Source organism: Bacteroides ndongoniae (genome assembly GCF_900108345.1).
Classification (GTDB): Bacteria; Bacteroidota; Bacteroidia; order Bacteroidales; family Bacteroidaceae; genus Bacteroides; species Bacteroides ndongoniae.
The window spans coordinates 356,898-372,707 of record NZ_FNVV01000014.1; the positions used below are offsets into that span (position 1 = coordinate 356,898).

General features: G+C 43.3%; 13 protein-coding genes. 6 read left to right on the plus strand and 7 right to left on the minus strand.

Features of this window, described 5'->3' with window-relative positions:
* Positions 1–11: 11 nt before the first annotated feature.
* Positions 12–398 carry a GtrA family protein gene (locus tag BQ5591_RS12380; RefSeq protein ID WP_071149610.1) on the plus strand — a complete coding sequence of 129 codons (387 nt, stop codon included), beginning with the start codon at positions 12–14 and terminating at the stop codon, positions 396–398.
* A gap of 113 nt (positions 399–511) precedes the next feature.
* On the opposite strand, the gene BQ5591_RS12385 is transcribed toward BQ5591_RS12380, so the two are convergent.
* Together BQ5591_RS12385 and BQ5591_RS12390 are read right to left on the minus strand one after the other, a co-directional pair.
* Entirely contained in the window at positions 512–961 is a 450-nt protein-coding gene (locus BQ5591_RS12385; RefSeq protein WP_083380971.1) for a DUF6078 family protein, read from the minus strand.
* Between the two features lie 56 nt (positions 962–1,017).
* Complete coding sequence (locus BQ5591_RS12390; protein ID WP_022162726.1) at positions 1,018–1,902, minus strand: carbon-nitrogen hydrolase; 885 nt, start codon at positions 1,900–1,902, stop codon at positions 1,018–1,020.
* Between the two features lie 231 nt (positions 1,903–2,133).
* Here BQ5591_RS12390 and BQ5591_RS12395 point away from each other — a divergent pair, with 231 nt between their 5' ends.
* On the plus strand, positions 2,134–2,553 hold the full coding sequence (locus BQ5591_RS12395; RefSeq protein ID WP_235817090.1) for a winged helix-turn-helix transcriptional regulator: 420 nt from the start codon (positions 2,134–2,136) through the stop codon (positions 2,551–2,553).
* 101 nt (positions 2,554–2,654) lie between these two features.
* Here BQ5591_RS12395 and BQ5591_RS12400 read toward each other — a convergent pair whose 3' ends face one another.
* The 4 genes from BQ5591_RS12400 to BQ5591_RS12415 all read right to left on the minus strand — a co-directional run bounded on the left by BQ5591_RS12400 (position 2,655) and on the right by BQ5591_RS12415 (position 8,002).
* Positions 2,655–3,899, minus strand: coding sequence for a 5-methylcytosine restriction system specificity protein McrC (locus BQ5591_RS12400; protein WP_071149613.1), 1,245 nt, complete (start codon positions 3,897–3,899; stop codon positions 2,655–2,657).
* Positions 3,896–6,238, minus strand: coding sequence for an AAA family ATPase (locus BQ5591_RS22090; RefSeq protein ID WP_317042580.1), 2,343 nt, complete (start codon positions 6,236–6,238; stop codon positions 3,896–3,898). The genes BQ5591_RS12400 and BQ5591_RS22090 overlap by 4 nt, the downstream gene beginning before the upstream one ends.
* 96 nt (positions 6,239–6,334) lie before the next feature.
* On the minus strand, positions 6,335–7,387 hold the full coding sequence (locus BQ5591_RS12410) for an agmatine deiminase family protein (protein ID WP_235817091.1): 1,053 nt from the start codon (positions 7,385–7,387) through the stop codon (positions 6,335–6,337).
* Positions 7,388–7,471: 84 nt separating this feature from the next.
* Positions 7,472–8,002, minus strand: coding sequence for a ferredoxin domain-containing protein (locus BQ5591_RS12415; RefSeq protein ID WP_022162724.1), 531 nt, complete (start codon positions 8,000–8,002; stop codon positions 7,472–7,474).
* Positions 8,003–8,097: 95 nt separating this feature from the next.
* On the opposite strand from BQ5591_RS12415, the gene BQ5591_RS12420 reads away from it, so the two are divergent.
* Together BQ5591_RS12420 and BQ5591_RS12425 are read left to right on the plus strand one after the other, a co-directional pair.
* Entirely contained in the window at positions 8,098–8,721 is a 624-nt protein-coding gene (locus BQ5591_RS12420; protein ID WP_071149616.1) for an ABC transporter ATP-binding protein, read from the plus strand.
* A 24-nt stretch (positions 8,722–8,745) separates the two neighbouring features.
* The gene (locus tag BQ5591_RS12425) at positions 8,746–9,540 is read left to right on the plus strand and encodes an ABC transporter permease (RefSeq protein ID WP_022162722.1); all 795 of its coding nucleotides are present in this window, start codon (positions 8,746–8,748) and stop codon (positions 9,538–9,540) included.
* A 20-nt stretch (positions 9,541–9,560) separates the two neighbouring features.
* On the opposite strand, the gene BQ5591_RS12430 is transcribed toward BQ5591_RS12425, so the two are convergent.
* The gene (locus BQ5591_RS12430; protein WP_071150703.1) at positions 9,561–14,042 is read right to left on the minus strand and encodes a translocation/assembly module TamB domain-containing protein; all 4,482 of its coding nucleotides are present in this window, start codon (positions 14,040–14,042) and stop codon (positions 9,561–9,563) included.
* A 204-nt stretch (positions 14,043–14,246) separates the two neighbouring features.
* Here BQ5591_RS12430 and tsaD point away from each other — a divergent pair, with 204 nt between their 5' ends.
* Together tsaD and BQ5591_RS12440 are read left to right on the plus strand one after the other, a co-directional pair.
* Positions 14,247–15,269: a tRNA (adenosine(37)-N6)-threonylcarbamoyltransferase complex transferase subunit TsaD gene (tsaD, locus tag BQ5591_RS12435; RefSeq protein ID WP_022162720.1), complete on the plus strand. Its 1,023-nt coding sequence runs from the start codon at positions 14,247–14,249 to the stop codon at positions 15,267–15,269.
* 30 nt (positions 15,270–15,299) lie between these two features.
* On the plus strand, positions 15,300–15,767 hold the full coding sequence (locus tag BQ5591_RS12440) for a CinA family protein (protein WP_022162719.1): 468 nt from the start codon (positions 15,300–15,302) through the stop codon (positions 15,765–15,767).
* The last annotated feature ends 43 nt before the right edge of the window (positions 15,768–15,810 follow it).

Sequence of the window (15,810 nt, forward strand, 5' to 3'; positions counted from 1 at the left end):
CGGAAAGAATAGTGAAAGAGTCCACACGTATCTTCCGTTTTGCCCTGATCGGTACGCTGAATGCCCTGATTACGGCAGCTACCGTCGGATTTATGATGGGCGTATTGGGCGTTCACTATCTGGCTTCCAACATTACAGCTTATGTTCTTGCCCAGACGCATAATTTCGTTTGGTGCAAGTTCTGGATATTTCCCACAGACAAGAAGAGCAACACCTGGCGGCAGGTGCTGCTCTTTCTTATTGCTTTCGGAATGGCCTATCTGGCACAGTTCCTGTTCATCGTCTTATTGGTAGAATGGCTGTCGTGCAACGAATACCTGGCCCAGTTCCTGGGACTGTTTGTTTACGGTGCGGTCAACTTCCTGATGAACAAAAAGGTTACCTTCCCACAAATTTAACTACTTAGGCATTTGCAGTGCAACAGTTATTGCACTCACAGTGCAGTAGGCAGTGCACTCGCAGTGCAGTAGTTATTGCACTCATAGTGCAGTAAGCATTGCACTGTTTTTCCTTAATTACGCCAATCGTATTCCATTATATAATCGTCGAATTGGGGTGGCTCTTCAATGCCGTTTTTCCGGAATATATCGGCAATGGCCTTTTGTATTCGGGGCGAAATAAGCATGTCGCCCGAGCGGCTGTAGTAATAGACCCGGCGGCTGGAGAAGCAATGTTCTACCTGTAGGCGTACCGTCTTAATATGGTGTTGGGTGATGTGGTCGTACAGATGCGTCATTCCTTTGGCGTAACGTTTAGGCTGAGACGAACGGAACTGCTTGCACTGTTCGGTGGCATAGCGGATTTCATCGTTATTCGGATTGACGATGCTGATAGATACAGACTGTTTGGGCAACTGTGTCAGTTGCTGGTATGCCAGCGCGCGCAGGCACTGTTCGGCCAATGGACAACTGCCGCCTGCGATGCACACGGTGTAATTACCCGGTATATTCATGTTGCTCATAATAGGGCTATTGTTAAGTTGGTTTTACATAGAATTAGATAATGCTTTCCGGACGGTTAGTCCAGAAAGCGTTTCACAATACCTTCGTAGGCATCGATGCGGCGATCGCGCAGGAAAGGCCACCAGCGGCGTACGTTTTCCGAGCGTTCCAGGTCCACTTCCACAACCAGATTCTCCGGTCGGTCGTTGCTGGCCTGTGCCAGAAGTTCGCCTTGCGGTCCTGCTACGAAACTGTTTCCCCAGAACAGGATGCCGTTGGTCTGTCCCGACGGGTCGGGTTCGTGGCCTACACGGTTTACGGATACTACCGGCAATCCGTTGGCTACGGCGTGTCCGCGTTGCGAGATGATCCAGGCTCCCAGTTGGCGGGCCTTTTCATCGTCTGTATCAGTGCTTTCCCATCCGATGGCAGTGGGGTAGATCAGAATTTCGGCTCCTCGCAGTGCCATGAGTCGGGCTGCTTCGGGATACCACTGGTCCCAGCATACCAATACGCCTAATTTGCCTAATGATGTCTGTATCGGTTCGAAGCCCAGATCACCGGGAGTAAAATAGAACTTCTCGTAATAGGCCGGATCGTCGGGGATGTGCATTTTGCGGTACTTGCCGGCGATGCTTCCGTCGCGGTCGAAGACCACGGCTGTGTTGTGATACAGTCCCGGTGCGCGCTTTTCGAAGAGTGAAGTGACAAGCACAATGTGATTGGCAGCTGCCAGCTCGGAGTAGAATCCGGTGGAAGGACCGGGAATCGGTTCGGCCAGGTCGAATAGTTGGGTGTTCTCTGTCTGGCAGAAGTACAACGAGTTATGCAGTTCCTGGAGGACAACGAGCTGTGCCCCGTGTGCGGCACAGGCTTCGATGCTGTGTGCCAGGTTCATCAGGTTGGTCCGTAAGTCGGCCGTATTGGCCTGTTGGATGATTCCTACTTTTATTTTTCTCATAATGGATTTTTTGTTGTTACTGTAGCAAAGATAAATATAATACATGAGATTTTCGCCAAGTATGTCTACTAAATGCAAGAGGGCTCTGCTTATCGTTCTTGAGGCAACATATTTAAAATGAAATCTTCATGAAGAAGCTAACATGCTTATGAAGGGAAACACTGCTTACCCTGCTGGATGAATATAAGGCATTGGGCATTGCGGACAGATAGACTACAACAAGTTCTATCTTTGAAAGCGGCATACGAACAGTCCATGAAGCTTGCCAAGGTGCATGCTGCACTTATTGATGCACGCGAGCAGGAAACGCTTCTTCCTTTCTATGAATTTATGTTCGACGAACATATACGGAATATCCGTAAGGAGATAGAAGTATACAAGAATTCACAGGCCGCTGACCTGATAAAACCTGTATCTGACCCGATAAATGAAATTTCTGACCCGATAACAGAACGCTTGTATCAGGCTATTCTAAAGAATAACAAATTGAATTATGCTGAATATGGAGCGTTATTGGGCGTATCGGAAGCAACTATCAAACGCCGCTTGGCTGAGTTGAGGAAGGCCGGGATGATTGTACGTATGGGTAGTAATAAGAGTGGTTATTGGGAAGTGGCAAGTTTGGAGGATAGAAAGGAAAGGAAGGTATGAGTGAATGGAAGAAAACGCAGAGAAAGAAGAATAATCATCCGCGAAATTCCGTGTAATCCGTGCCCAAAGGAAGGCGGTTCCCTATTTTGACACACTTTCTTTTATGGTTCTTTGATAGGGAGTTTTATTCCTAATTTATAAAACTGAAGATATCCCATGTCTTTAACATTTCCTTCACTTAAAATGTTTTCTTTTTCAAAAGATGTAATGCCTTGTATGCTTGGGTAGAGTAAAAGACAGTTGCAGATAATTGTATCATCGTCTGTTCCCAACAATTTGCGTCGGATACCTGGAGCACGTGCATATCGGGCCAATTGACCTATGTGCTCAGTATTCACCTCCGTATCCCAATCAGGTACATATTTGGCATCCATAATCAGATGTTCGTCCCGTTTTCCAAAATCTATTTCATCTTTTCGTGTAGCGATATGATAGTAGATATTGTTTCCAAATCTGTTTCTAAGCATATTCAGTACATACAGCTCGTACAACAAGGGCATATCTATCCAAAAAGGAGGGAGCAGTTTGTCTGCGTCGCCTTGGGCTGTCTGTATATCATAGCCGAAACGGCGTAAAATGAGTTTGGCAACTTTTAAGGCTCTGGCATATTCCCTATAAAACGGATTGATTTGAAATTTACGTATCTCTTGTATATTGGATATATCGGACACATTTTGAAAACGGGGTAACATTCCCTGAACCAATTTTTGAAGTCCATACGAACCAACCAAATTATAATTGTTCAAGAAATGCGCTACAAACAACAAAGCTTTTTTTAGAATACGGTTTTCCGTACAGTCTTCCGAATATTCCTGATAACGGCAATAATTGTTCTCAACTCGTCCGATACTAAGATTCTCTTTATATTGACGCGCAAATAGAATTTTTCCTTTTACTTTACCTTTTAGATTTTCTTCTCTCAGAATGTATCCCTTTTTTAAACCTTTCTTTATCAGTTTTTTCATCAGTTGTAGGAAGTGGATGATGATGAAAGGAGTAAATTCAAAAGGGGAATTCTCCAGACGGATACAAGGCTTCTCGAAATCGATGAAATAAATTTGCATCAGTTTGTCCTGAACATCGTTGTCGTCACTATAGAAACAGTCCATGAACATCTGCAAATAGTCAACATTGATTTTAGGAAGTACCGATACCGAACATTCGCCTTCTTTGAGCCATGACAAACCTATATAATAACTTGCCCTGACAGTTTGTTGTCGCAAGTCGCTGGTCAGTCCCAAATAGACAGATTTGTCCGGCCGGTCCGGGAAATCATGTATCTTGATTCCGGTCCTGCTGAATTCCTGATAGGCTATTTGCTGATGTTCTTGAAGTACGATGTTCATGCTTCACCAAAATTCTTGATTGCTTTGTATTCTTCATCATCTTTTCTGAAGGCAAGCAGTCCGTCGTTGAAATATTCCAAGAGCAAAGGACGTACTTCATAAATCATCTTATTCTGAAGTTCTTCTTCGCTTTTAGCCAAAAAGTAGCTATGACCTATCATTAAGTCATCTTTTTCATATTCAGAAGAAACTTTCATTAAAGCATCTGCTTGGTCAAAATAAGCCAAAGCTTTCTGCTTCAAGTCGTTGTCTGTGTAATAACTTTCAATCACATTTCTGTCTGCCTTTAAGGTGATGAAAGCAAAACGACGTCGGATGGCATAGTCAATGTAGCCCACACTGCGGTCGGCTGTATTCATTGTTCCGATTATATAAAGATTACTTGGTACTCCAAATGTTTCCTGCGAATAGGGGAGAGTGACCGTAAGTTCATTCTCTTCGCCAATTCTTTTGTCGGCCTCCAACAAAGTAATCAATTCTCCGAATATTTTGGAGATATTGCCGCGGTTGATTTCGTCGATGATGAGAAGGTAGGGTCGAATTTGATTATTTGTTCTTTCTACTCTATCTTTTTTTATATCTGAAATAAATCGTTGTATCAGATTCTCTTGTTCGTCTTCTTTTAAATTTTTAATATCAATATCAAATGATTGTACTGATGAATTATGGGAAAAAAGGTAATTCAATATAGCCCAATAACCAGAACAATTACATCCTCCAATAATATCTCTAAATTCATTGTTAATATTCTTTATTTTATAGAATGCGTCAGGCGTTTTATAATGGTCATAAAGTTTAGTTAGCCTTTCTTTTGAAATGATATATTGTTTATTACAACCTTTGTGCCTGAATATAATATTTTTATTTTTTGATATATTTATAACTTCTATTGGAGTTGATGTCGATTTTTGTTGGAATTCTGTTATTTTTCCTGTTTTAATGGCAGAAATTAGTAATTCATAATTGTCTTCAAATTCTAATTCTGTATAGCAATTTGGAGTTAACTTGATGTTTTCGAGAAGGGCTTTTTGAGAAATATCTTTGAATATACCTTTACTTATTATATATTCTGTTTGTTTTTCAAAATTGACTATAGGTTTGATGCCTTCTACGAACTCTTCATAGTCCATGGACTGGTGAAACGTAGTAAAGCTAACTCTACCTTCATCATATAGTTCACGATAACGTTCCATGATTTTTTCTCTATTCATGGAAAGTGTATCTACACCATCACAAAGAGCAACAGCTAATTCTGCCGTTTTATATGTTTTACCTGTTCCGGGAGCACCTTGCAAGATGATTTGCTTCTTTTGTTTAAGAAGTTTTATTTGTTTCATATCAACAGGAGCATTATTGTTATCTGTATCTATACCAAGTAATTTTTTCATTTTATCCACATAATTGGCATATGGAGTTATGTTTGTTAAAGTCTTTAGAACAATAGAACCCATTTCGTCGTGACTCTTTGTTTCTGTATCAATCCACTTAACATTTCTCAATGATGGATATTCTGGATATTTGCTAGAGTCATAATAATAATCGGAAGTTATTACTCCCCAACCCAATATGCTATTTCGTCCTTGTTTTGCAATAACAATATCCCCAATATTCATTTCATTGCAGAATTCCCAATTTGCTTTTGTATCGTTTGTCGGATTATTCGTTTTATTATACGTTTTTTTTATAGCTTCTTTTATTTCAGAGGCCGTTTTATATTGTTTTAAATCACCTATATCCCAACCCAGTCCCATAACATGATTGTTATAGAATGTTGGCCACATATTGGCATTCTCACCAGGAGCATATAACCAATATTTTATGGAAGGAGTATTGTAAATTCTCTCACAAAAACTAAATACGTCTTCTCCCACTTTTCTTTTTTCTAAGATTTTAGCTTGAAATAGAGTCGTGGAAGCTTTATGGTTTAATTCCGGACATATATTAAATAATAGTTCTCGTTTAAAAAAATGTGCAATAATAGGATTAGCTATATCTGATTGATAATGAAAAGCTATTTTCCATTTATAGGCATGCCCTAAGTCCGCTTCTTCAATAGCTTTTAAATCTCCTCTATTTGCACTTTCTGCAACTTTTATAATTATACTTCTGATTTGATCAAAGGCTTGAGATTCATTACTCCCATATTTAGAGTTCCATGCGTATTTATCTGAATAACAAGCACCAGTATCTTTTCTTTTAGGCGTTTGTTCATTTCGATTGAATATTCCAAATTTAAATGAAGACCCTCCCCATATTGAGCCTAATTGGTCGAGACGGGATTCAAGCCAATAAGTAAAAGTGTGTTTATCCCCAATCTTAGAATATTCATCTAAAGTCATAGTGTATAAACGACTTATTGGCCATTCTTGTCTGAATGAATTGTATAATTCAATTTTTTCTTGGATATTCATTTTCAAAGTATAAATATGTATTCCTTATTTTATTACCCCTTCCGGATACTGCATCGTCACACAGTGTAGCGACCCGTGCTGGCGGATGAGTGCCTGGCAGTCGATGCCTACGATTTCGTAGTCGGGGAAGGCTTCTTGCAAGACCTCGGCGGCGCGGTGGTCGTTGGCCGGCTGGTTGTAGGTAGGGTAGAGCACTGCATCGTTCATGATGAGGAAGTTGGCATAAGTGGCAGGCAGGCGTTCGCCGTCGTCAATAACGGCATCGGCCATGGGCAAAGGAAGCAGGCGGTAAGGCTCTCCTTGCAGGGTGCGGAACGTCTTCAGCTGTTCTTCCATCAGGTGGAGGGCTTCGTAGTGCTCGTCCTGAGAGTCGGTGCAACGTACATAGGCAATGGTATCGTTCGGACAGAGACGAGCCAGGGTATCAATGTGGCTGTCGGTGTCGTCGCCAGCCAAGTAGCCGTGGTCGAGCCAGAGAACCTGTTGCACGTGGAAGGTGTTGCGGAGGTATTCCTCTATCTCCATTTGCGACATCTGCCCGTTGCGGTTGGGCGAAAGCAGGCACTCGGAGGTAGTGAGCAGTGTACCACAACCGTCGCTTTCGATGGAACCACCTTCGAGGACGAAGCCCAGACGATTGACGTACTTGCCGCAGAGTGCTCCGGCTTCTGTCAGACGGCGGGTAATAAGATTGTCTTTGTCCGATGCAAACTTCAGACCCCAACCGTTGAACTTGAAGTCGAGCAGGGCAGGACCGTCTGTGTCGAGCAAGGTGATGGCACCGTGGTCGCGTGCCCACGTATCGTTGGTAGGGCACTGCACCAGGCGAACATTGTTCATGTTGACACGGTCGGCTATCTGTTTGCTGACGGCTTCGGGTTCGGGGGTGACAATCAGCAACTGTTCGCGGGCTGCTATTTCGCGGGCGATGCAGACGAAACATTCCTGTACTTCGTCGAGCATGTATGCCCAGTCGGTAGCAGCGTGTGGCCAAGTCAGTTGTACACCGCTTTGCGGAGCCCATTCGGCAGGCAGATATGGTTTCTGTATTTTAGAGTGATTGGTTTCGGATTTCATACTGTTTTCAGTTGACATGTAGTGATGGATAATGATGAATGGATGCACGACGGGGGAACCCGTGTGAATCCTGTATGATACGCGTTATGCCTTCGGCTTGCGGTCGAAGAACGGATTTTTGGACGATGCGCTGACGGGGATGGCGAACACGGTGGCACAATCTTTCAGCCATCCCAGCTGCTGGGCGGCCAGACCGGCAGAGAACATGACACGTGTATCGACCCGCAAATCGGCGGCTGTGGCACAAGCCGATCCGACGGCAATGCCTACGTCTACCGTATTCAGGGCACAGGGTACGCCTTCGGGGCGCGAAGCACAGGTCGGAAATCCGCAGTGACCACAGTTAAGTCCTTGCGCGCACGCGCGCGTACCTATTATTATTATACACTCGGCTTGCAGGATATTGTCGGCATCGCGCAGGAAGAACTTCATACCGTTCTCTTCGGCCATGGCAATCATCTTGTCGGAAAGTTTCCGGATGTCATCGTCGGTAACCAAAGCTATTTCGATAACGTCGATGCCTTTCCCTTTAGGGGCGGTGCGGGCGGCGGTCATCATCTGTCGGGCCACGTGGAGTATGTGTTCGTGGCGGCAGTCACGTTCGTTCTGTATCATAATCTGTTGTTTGTTGAATTAATTAGTTCAGGACAAAGATAGCATAAAAAAATATTAGTATTATCTTTGTGCAATAAGAAAGATGAGTTTAGAACATGTTACAGATCGAAAATGCCAGCATAGCTTATGGTGACAGAGTGCTCTTTTCAGGTTTCAACTTGGAGTTGGGTTGTGGAGAAATGGCAAGTATTTCAGGACCTTCGGGTTGTGGGAAAACGTCGTTGCTGAATGCTGTGCTGGGTTTCGTACCTTTGCGGGAAGGGCGTATAACGGTGAATGGCATGCTGCTGGAGAGAAATACGGTCGATCATATCCGTAAGCATACGGCATGGATTCCGCAAGAACTGGCTCTGCCGTCAGAATGGGTCAGGGAGATGGTGAGGCTGCCGTTCGATTTGAAGGCAAACCGGGTGGCACCTTTCTCGGAAGAACGTCTGTTTGCCTGCTTTGAGGAACTGGGATTGGAACGCAGACTGTACGAAAAGCGGGTGAACGAGATTTCGGGCGGACAACGGCAACGGATGATGATAGCTGTAGCCGCCCTGATGAACAAGCCGCTGATGGTGGTGGATGAACCGACGTCGGCTCTTGATGCGGAAGCAACAGGCAGAGTGCTCGGTTTTCTGCATCGGCAGGCAGAGAAGGGAAGTGCTATATTGGCAGTTTCGCACGATGAAGTGTTTACGGCCGGATGTCAGAAACAGATAGTAATGAAGTAAAAAGATAGTGAAGAAAAAGAAATGATGGAAGTAGGGACGATTGATATTTCATATTCCAGTCTGTGCATCGGGCTTTTGCTGCTTTTGATTCCTTTGTTTTATATCTGGAAATTCAAGACGGGGCTGTTGCGTGCTACTGTTGTAGGTACGGCGCGGATGATTGTGCAGCTGTTTCTTATTGGCATGTATCTGAAATATCTTTTTTTATGGGATAATCCGTGGATTAATTTCTTGTGGGCTGTTGTCATGATTCTGGTGGCATCGCAAACAGCCTTGGCACGTACCGGGCTGAAGAAAAAGGTTCTGTTGATGCCTATATCCGTAGGGTTTCTGTGTAGCGTAGTGTGCGTAGGCATGTACTTCATCTGTATCGTTCTGCGTCCGGACAATGTGTTCAGTGCCCGTTATTTTGTTCCGATATTCGGAATATTGATGGGCAACATGCTGTCGAGCAATGTAATAGCTTTGAATACTTATTATAGCGGACTGAAACGGGAGGAGCAGTTGTACCGCTATCTGCTGGGCAATGGCGCTACCCGGGCCGAGGCACAGGCTCCGTTTATCCGTCAGGCCATAATCAAGTCGTTCAGTCCGCTGATTGCCAACATTGCCGTGATGGGACTGGTGGCCTTTCCGGGAACGATGAGCGGACAGATTCTGGGAGGAAGCAGTCCGAACGTAGCCATTAAATATCAGATGATGATTATGGTGATCACTTTCACTGCTTCGATGCTTTCGCTGATGATTACTGTTTCGCTGGCTTCACGCAGATCGTTCGACGCATACGGCAAACTGCTGGACGTGATGAACCGGAAGTGAAATGCTTACCAGCTACGGATTTATCTTCCTTCTCTTTTGACTTTGGACTGTGCTGGTGCAATGGCCGGTATGGCAATGGAATCGTTTGTCGCCTGTTTTTTCTGCTTTCTTCTTTGCAGCCATTTGTTCCAGAAGAAAAGTTCGTTCCATTTGTTGAAGTCCTTTTTGAAGATGATGCCGATGCCCTGTGTCGTCAGGTTGGTTTTGGTGTAATAACGGTCGTTTGTCTCGTTGTAGGCTTTCAGACGGATATCGCCTGAACGGTTGACAAGCCATTCGGCGTCAAAGTCGCCGACAAAGTTGGTATTGGCCAAAGGATTGTCGCGATAGCCGAAGTTACCGTTGATGAGTAGCCGGTTATTCAGCAATTGTCCCGAAAGCATGGTTTCGAACTCAACATCCGTCCAGCCCTTTTCTCCGGTACTGAAGTTGGTGCCGAAGTTCCAGTTGTTGCTGTTGATGATGTGTGACAGGGCATTGTTCAGCTGTCCCGACAAGGTTGAGGAGAGCACACTGGACATCATATCAGAATTCTGGGTTCCATCGACATTTTCAGGAGAAAACTTTCCGATGCTGAGAAGATAAAGAATCTGCATGTTCATTTGTTCGTCGGTAGGAATGTAGTTGCGTACCAATGCCTGGACTTCGTCGCGTTCGTTGGGCAACTCCAGTCCCAGTTTGATGTCGGGAGAAGTAAGCTGGCCGGTCAGGTTCATGAGGCAGTTTACTTTGACATTGGTCTGGTCGACATAGGCACTTGCGTTTGAAATCAGGTCGTTCAGTGAAGCTGAGTTGACAGTATAGCTGGCGCTGATGTCAAGCGTCGCATTCAGCGGTGAACCGTTGAAAGTGATGGTGCTTCCGTCTTTAATGATAAAGTCTTTTCGGATGACTTCCTGAAGACTGAACTTATATATTCCCTGATTGATCCGATAACTGCCAAACATCCGGACATCGCCTTTATTATAGAACTCGGTCCGTATGTTTCCACTTCCTCTGCCACTGATGTAATCTCCGGCAACCGGGTCCATAATAATTTTCATAGTGGCTTCCGGAGTCGCGTCTACCAGGAGGTTCAAGTGAATATCGGTTTCGTTTTCTTCCTCTTCCTGCTCCATTTCTTTTTGAGCCAGTTCGTAAGCCGAAAGAAGCAGGGTATCCTGCAAGACAGCACGTCGTGGAGTTTTGTCCACAAACTTGATGAACTGGCTGCTGGCAGCAGACGAAACATAGTCCTTTATGTAGGTAAAGCTGGAATTCCGGTTGGTAGTCATGGCTACGTCAATATTGACTCCGTCCAGCTGATTGCCCGATATGGTAGCGTTGCCGGTTCCATAAATAGTACCATAGAAAGGAAAGTCATGCGATTCACGCGTATTCATGACCAGCATGTTGTTGACAGAAAAATTGAACCTGTATCTCAGATTCTTGAAATGCTCGTAGCGCAACTCTCCACTCATGCGACCTTCATGTCCCTGAGTATCGTAAATCCGGTTGTTGTTGAAAGTCAATCCGTCGGGAGTGATCAGAATACTGTCTTTCAGCGAGAATGTAGTATTAAGAACTTCTACCTTCATGGATGCGTCGCCAGTCACACGGCCGTCCATCGTGAGAGCCTTGAATTTCCCATAGAAATGCACGTTTCCGCTGACACGTCCGTTGAATTCGGGCGTAATGCTATTCATATAATGATGGACGAACTTCAGGTTTGTGTTATGAGCTTCTATTTGGAGGTCAAGGGCACTAGTAGGCTTTAGCGGATATATGAATCCGTATACATGGCTTTGTGCTATCTCTTGTTCGCGGATATGTGCATCCAGATAAATACCCTTTATGTCGTGGTGCCATTTGCCCTGAATATCAGCATCTCCAAGCAGACCGTCGTTTAATCCGAAATTTCGGATATGAAGGTTGGTACTCATAACCGGCTGTTTCAGTACGCCATTGGCGTAAGCCTGGCCAGTGGCTTCTCCTTTGAAGTTGACGTTCAGTGCGGCAATGTCGAAGACATAGCCAATATTGATTTTCTTCAGGTCGAGGCGGACGGTATCCTGAGGTGAGTCGGACAGTATGCCATTGATGCGCAGATAGCGTTCTTTATGGGTGAAACGAAATTCGTTGATGTGCACTTTCCCTGAATCAACTACAATCTGTGACGGATGTATTTTCCAAAGTGTATCGTTGAGAATGATATCAGTGGGCTGTACATTTATAATAGTAGTAAGAGGCGATGCAGCTTGGGGGTTTCTTGACCTGGAACGGCGCTGTTTAGTGCTTGCAGGAGTTTCGCTTTTTTGCTGTCGGATGAATTGGGCTATGGCTGAAAGTTGTCCGCTGTAAGTCACTTTGCTGCTGTTTCCCCAATTTAAAATAGTTTGTATACTATCGTTTTGGGCTTTGGCGTCGACAGACAGATTGACCGAGCCGGCAGACTTACGATTGGTAAACCTGATTCTGGTGTGGAACTGGTCGCCTGGGTTTTCACACAATATCATACCCGATTCGAAGAACTTGTCTTCATAGCGAAAGCGTGGGAAATAGCCTTCTATACGTATGCGTTGTGCTTTGTCGTTAAAATACCCTTTTAATGTAGAGTGCGTATATAGTTTCAGGGGGATTTGAAATACAGTAGATAATAGCTCGGTATCGAACAGATGCAGATCGAAATAGAAATTGTTTTCGGTTTCAATCGTTTTTCTGGCAGGCAGAATAAGAGCCGGTACATACTTGCGCATGATGTTGAGCACACTGGCCGGTAGTGTGCGATATGAGTAATCGCCTTCAATGTTGCCTTTGAGGAAACTGGATGTTATGTTTAGACTTTTGTTATGTTCGTCTTTCTGAGTAGCTGTCAGTTTCAGGTTTTGCATGAAATAGTTTTTGTCAGGACTGACAAAAGTCAAGCTGTCTACATTGATTTCTCCCTTCATTTCATCGATAGATCCTCCCGTAAAATCAGCTTTTACCTTTACGGCAACTTCGGTGTCCTTATATTTCGAGGTTAAATGAAGGTTATTGGGACGGAAGTTACTGATATCTGCACTGAAATTGAATGTTGGATTTTTGCTGGCAATATTGACATTTCCGTTTAGTTGGAGAAATATGTTAGGGTCGTCCAACGCAATTTTACCATTAAATCCTCCTTGTTTGTATTCTCCGTCTAATGTTATATTTTCGTAGGTATATCCGCTATAATCGGCAGATGCGATCAGCCCTTGCATATTGACAGACGGATAGAGCTGGTTACGGTGATTACCATTAACTTTTAAGTCGAGAGTAATTTTTCCCATTTTATTATTCCCTATCATTTTGCCAAGTTCGAAATTTTTTGTTTTTACAGAACCGGAATAGGAAATGTTGTTTTGTTCTTTATTGAGTGTAAGTTTTAAGTCGCTGTGGATGGTACCTAAATTGGTCCGTACTTGTCCGTAGGTTACTAGGTCTGTAAAGTAGCCGGATATTTCGCCTTGAAATGCAACAAACCCCATGTTTTTGAATATAGGACTGAGATTGAGCTCTTTCTTATTAAAATTTCTGGTGAAAAAGTTGAGTCCCTCTGAATCGGCATATAGGTTGGTAAGATGACCGAAAACTAATGCATTGTGTGGCTGAGACAGGTTTTGTAATGACAAGTCTCCTTTAAGGTAGAAATGATTGCCCGATGAAATAGATATATATGGACACTCTAATTGATTGATACTCCCGTTAATATCTAATTCTAACTGAAGTTTTTCTTTAAACTCTTTAAACGCTGGAACAAAGGGGGCGATATCTTGCAATGTTATGCTAGAAGGCAGAATACGAAAAGAGAAATCAACTTCATCCGCAAAGTTTTTAAATGCACTGAGACTATCGTATTGCATTTGTATGGTGTCCATGGCCAAGGCTGTGTTAGGCAAATCGACATGAAAATCTTCAATGCTCATTTTATGGTCATTGGCAATCAACTTCAGACTTAACTTTTTCAATTCGAAGCCAGAGTTGGCTTCTTCTACACTCATGCGCTTGATTGCGGCATTGATAGAATCGTTCTGTATGGCTTTTAATGAAATATTGGCTATGATATTTTGCAATTGGATACGTTGTGGATTAAATTTTCCCGGTGTGTCCTGTGCGGAAAGTACATTATAGGATAATTTCCCTCGCCGTATCAGCACTGAGTTGATACGAAGGTTCAAGTTGGATTCTTTTTTGATACTGTCCTTGGGGGCAAAAGCATCTAATACAAACTGAAAATTAGGTTTGGCATCAGGGGTTTCTTTTTCCAAGGAAATGTTGAATCCAAAGAGTTGTACGTTGCTGATGGATATTTTCCCTTTCAGCAAAGGAATTATGTCGAATTTGGCGGAAAGACGTGCCACTTTTAACATTTCCTTTCCAGATTGGTCATTTAAAAGAAGATCTTCGATAATGATACGATTAAGTAGTCCGATGTCTATCTTCTTGATAGTCATTTTACTACCCAATTGGGACGAAAGCTCTTTTGCAACAATAGACGACAACTCCTGCTGAATAGAAGGCAGATTCAGCAAGAGAATAGTCCCGATATACAAAGTTAATATGATACCAAGAACCCAACGTACTATCCTTTTAACTTTCTTGATGAGCGGTTAATTTTTCTGTTCGGCCAACAAAAATATAAAATAAAACGTTATCCTTCCTACTTTTATCATTACTTTTGCAAGGTTTAAACGTAAATAAACACTATGAGTACAGTAATTTTAGGAATAGAATCTTCGTGTGACGATACATCGGCTGCGGTTATCAAAGATGGTTATTTACTTTCGAATGTAATAGCCAGTCAGGCTGTCCATGAAGCTTATGGAGGAGTAGTTCCGGAATTGGCTTCGCGCGCACATCAGCAAAATATTGTTCCAGTGGTGCATGAGGCATTAAAGCGGGCTGGAGTGACAAAAGAAGAATTAAGTGCTATCGCCTTTACGAGAGGGCCGGGCTTGATGGGCTCTTTATTGGTGGGGGTATCTTTTGCAAAAGGATTTGCCGCTTCGTTAGGAATTCCAATGATAGATGTTAATCATTTGACAGGACATGTTTTGGCTCATTTTATTAAAGTCGAAGGTGAAGAATCGGAGCAACCTGATTATCCTTTCTTGTGCTTGTTGGTATCTGGAGGAAACTCGCAGATTATTTTAGTAAAAGCCTATAATGACATGGAAATATTGGGGCAGACTATTGACGATGCTGCCGGTGAAGCTATTGATAAATGTTCGAAAGTGATGGGTCTGGGTTATCCGGGCGGTCCTATTATTGATAAACTGGCACGCCAAGGAAATCCGAAAGCATTTAGTTTCAGCAAACCTCATATACCAGGGTTGGATTACAGTTTCAGCGGACTGAAAACGTCTTTCCTCTATTCTTTGCGCGACTGGATTAAAGATGATCCGGATTTTATAGAGCACCATAAGACAGATCTGGCTGCTTCATTGGAGGCTACTATTGTAGATATATTGATGGATAAGCTGCGCAAGGCTGCTAAACAATATAATATAAAGGAAGTTGCTGTTGCCGGTGGAGTGTCGGCTAATAATGGCTTGCGGAATGCTTTTCGTGAACATGCTTCAAAATATGGATGGAAGATATTTATTCCAAAATTCAGTTATACGACAGATAATGCAGCGATGATTGCCATTACAGGCTATTTTAAATACCAGGATAAGGATTTCTGTCCGATGGAAGCGCCTGCATATTCGCGTGTAACATTGAAATGACAAGAAAAAGAACTGTATAATTAGTAAGATATGAAACTGGAGGAGGAAATAGGAAAGCTGTTGATTGCGAATAATCTCTCCCTTTCCACCGCAGAAAGTTGTACGGGAGGAGGAGTTGCGGCACTGATCACATCAGTACCAGGCAGTTCTGGATATTTTAAAGGAGGTATTGTGGCGTATGACAATGAGGTAAAAAAGAATCTGCTTGGAGTATCTCCTGAGACATTGTCTGCGTATGGTGCAGTAAGTCGTGAAACAGTGATTGAAATGGCAAAAGGTGCGATGAATAGGCTGAAAACTGACTGTGCAATTGCTACTTCGGGGATTGCCGGTCCGGGAGGCGGAACCTTAGAAAAGCCTGTTGGTACGGTGTGGATAGCAGTTGCATATAAAAATGAAATTGTTACCATGAAACAGGAAGGCGACGATGGAAGAGCGGGAAATGTGGAAAAAGCCATTAAAAATGCCCTTATCATGCTTAGAAACGGTTTGGAATAAAGAAAAATACTATTAGAAAGTGAATTATTTTAAGAAATACTTG

Coding starts and splice junctions, on each gene's coding strand:
- BQ5591_RS12385 (WP_083380971.1), bottom strand. CDS start 961: ATGAGCAACATGAATATACCGGGTAATTACACCGTGTGCATCGCAGGC.
- BQ5591_RS12390 (WP_022162726.1), bottom strand. CDS start 1,902: ATGAGAAAAATAAAAGTAGGAATCATCCAACAGGCCAATACGGCCGAC.
- BQ5591_RS12400 (WP_071149613.1), bottom strand. CDS start 3,899: ATGAACATCGTACTTCAAGAACATCAGCAAATAGCCTATCAGGAATTC.
- BQ5591_RS22090 (WP_317042580.1), bottom strand. CDS start 6,238: ATGACTTTAGATGAATATTCTAAGATTGGGGATAAACACACTTTTACT.
- BQ5591_RS12410 (WP_235817091.1), bottom strand. CDS start 7,387: ATGAAATCCGAAACCAATCACTCTAAAATACAGAAACCATATCTGCCT.
- BQ5591_RS12415 (WP_022162724.1), bottom strand. CDS start 8,002: ATGATACAGAACGAACGTGACTGCCGCCACGAACACATACTCCACGTG.
- BQ5591_RS12420 (WP_071149616.1), top strand. CDS start 8,098: ATGTTACAGATCGAAAATGCCAGCATAGCTTATGGTGACAGAGTGCTC.
- BQ5591_RS12425 (WP_022162722.1), top strand. CDS start 8,746: ATGGAAGTAGGGACGATTGATATTTCATATTCCAGTCTGTGCATCGGG.
- tsaD (WP_022162720.1), top strand. CDS start 14,247: ATGAGTACAGTAATTTTAGGAATAGAATCTTCGTGTGACGATACATCG.
- BQ5591_RS12440 (WP_022162719.1), top strand. CDS start 15,300: ATGAAACTGGAGGAGGAAATAGGAAAGCTGTTGATTGCGAATAATCTC.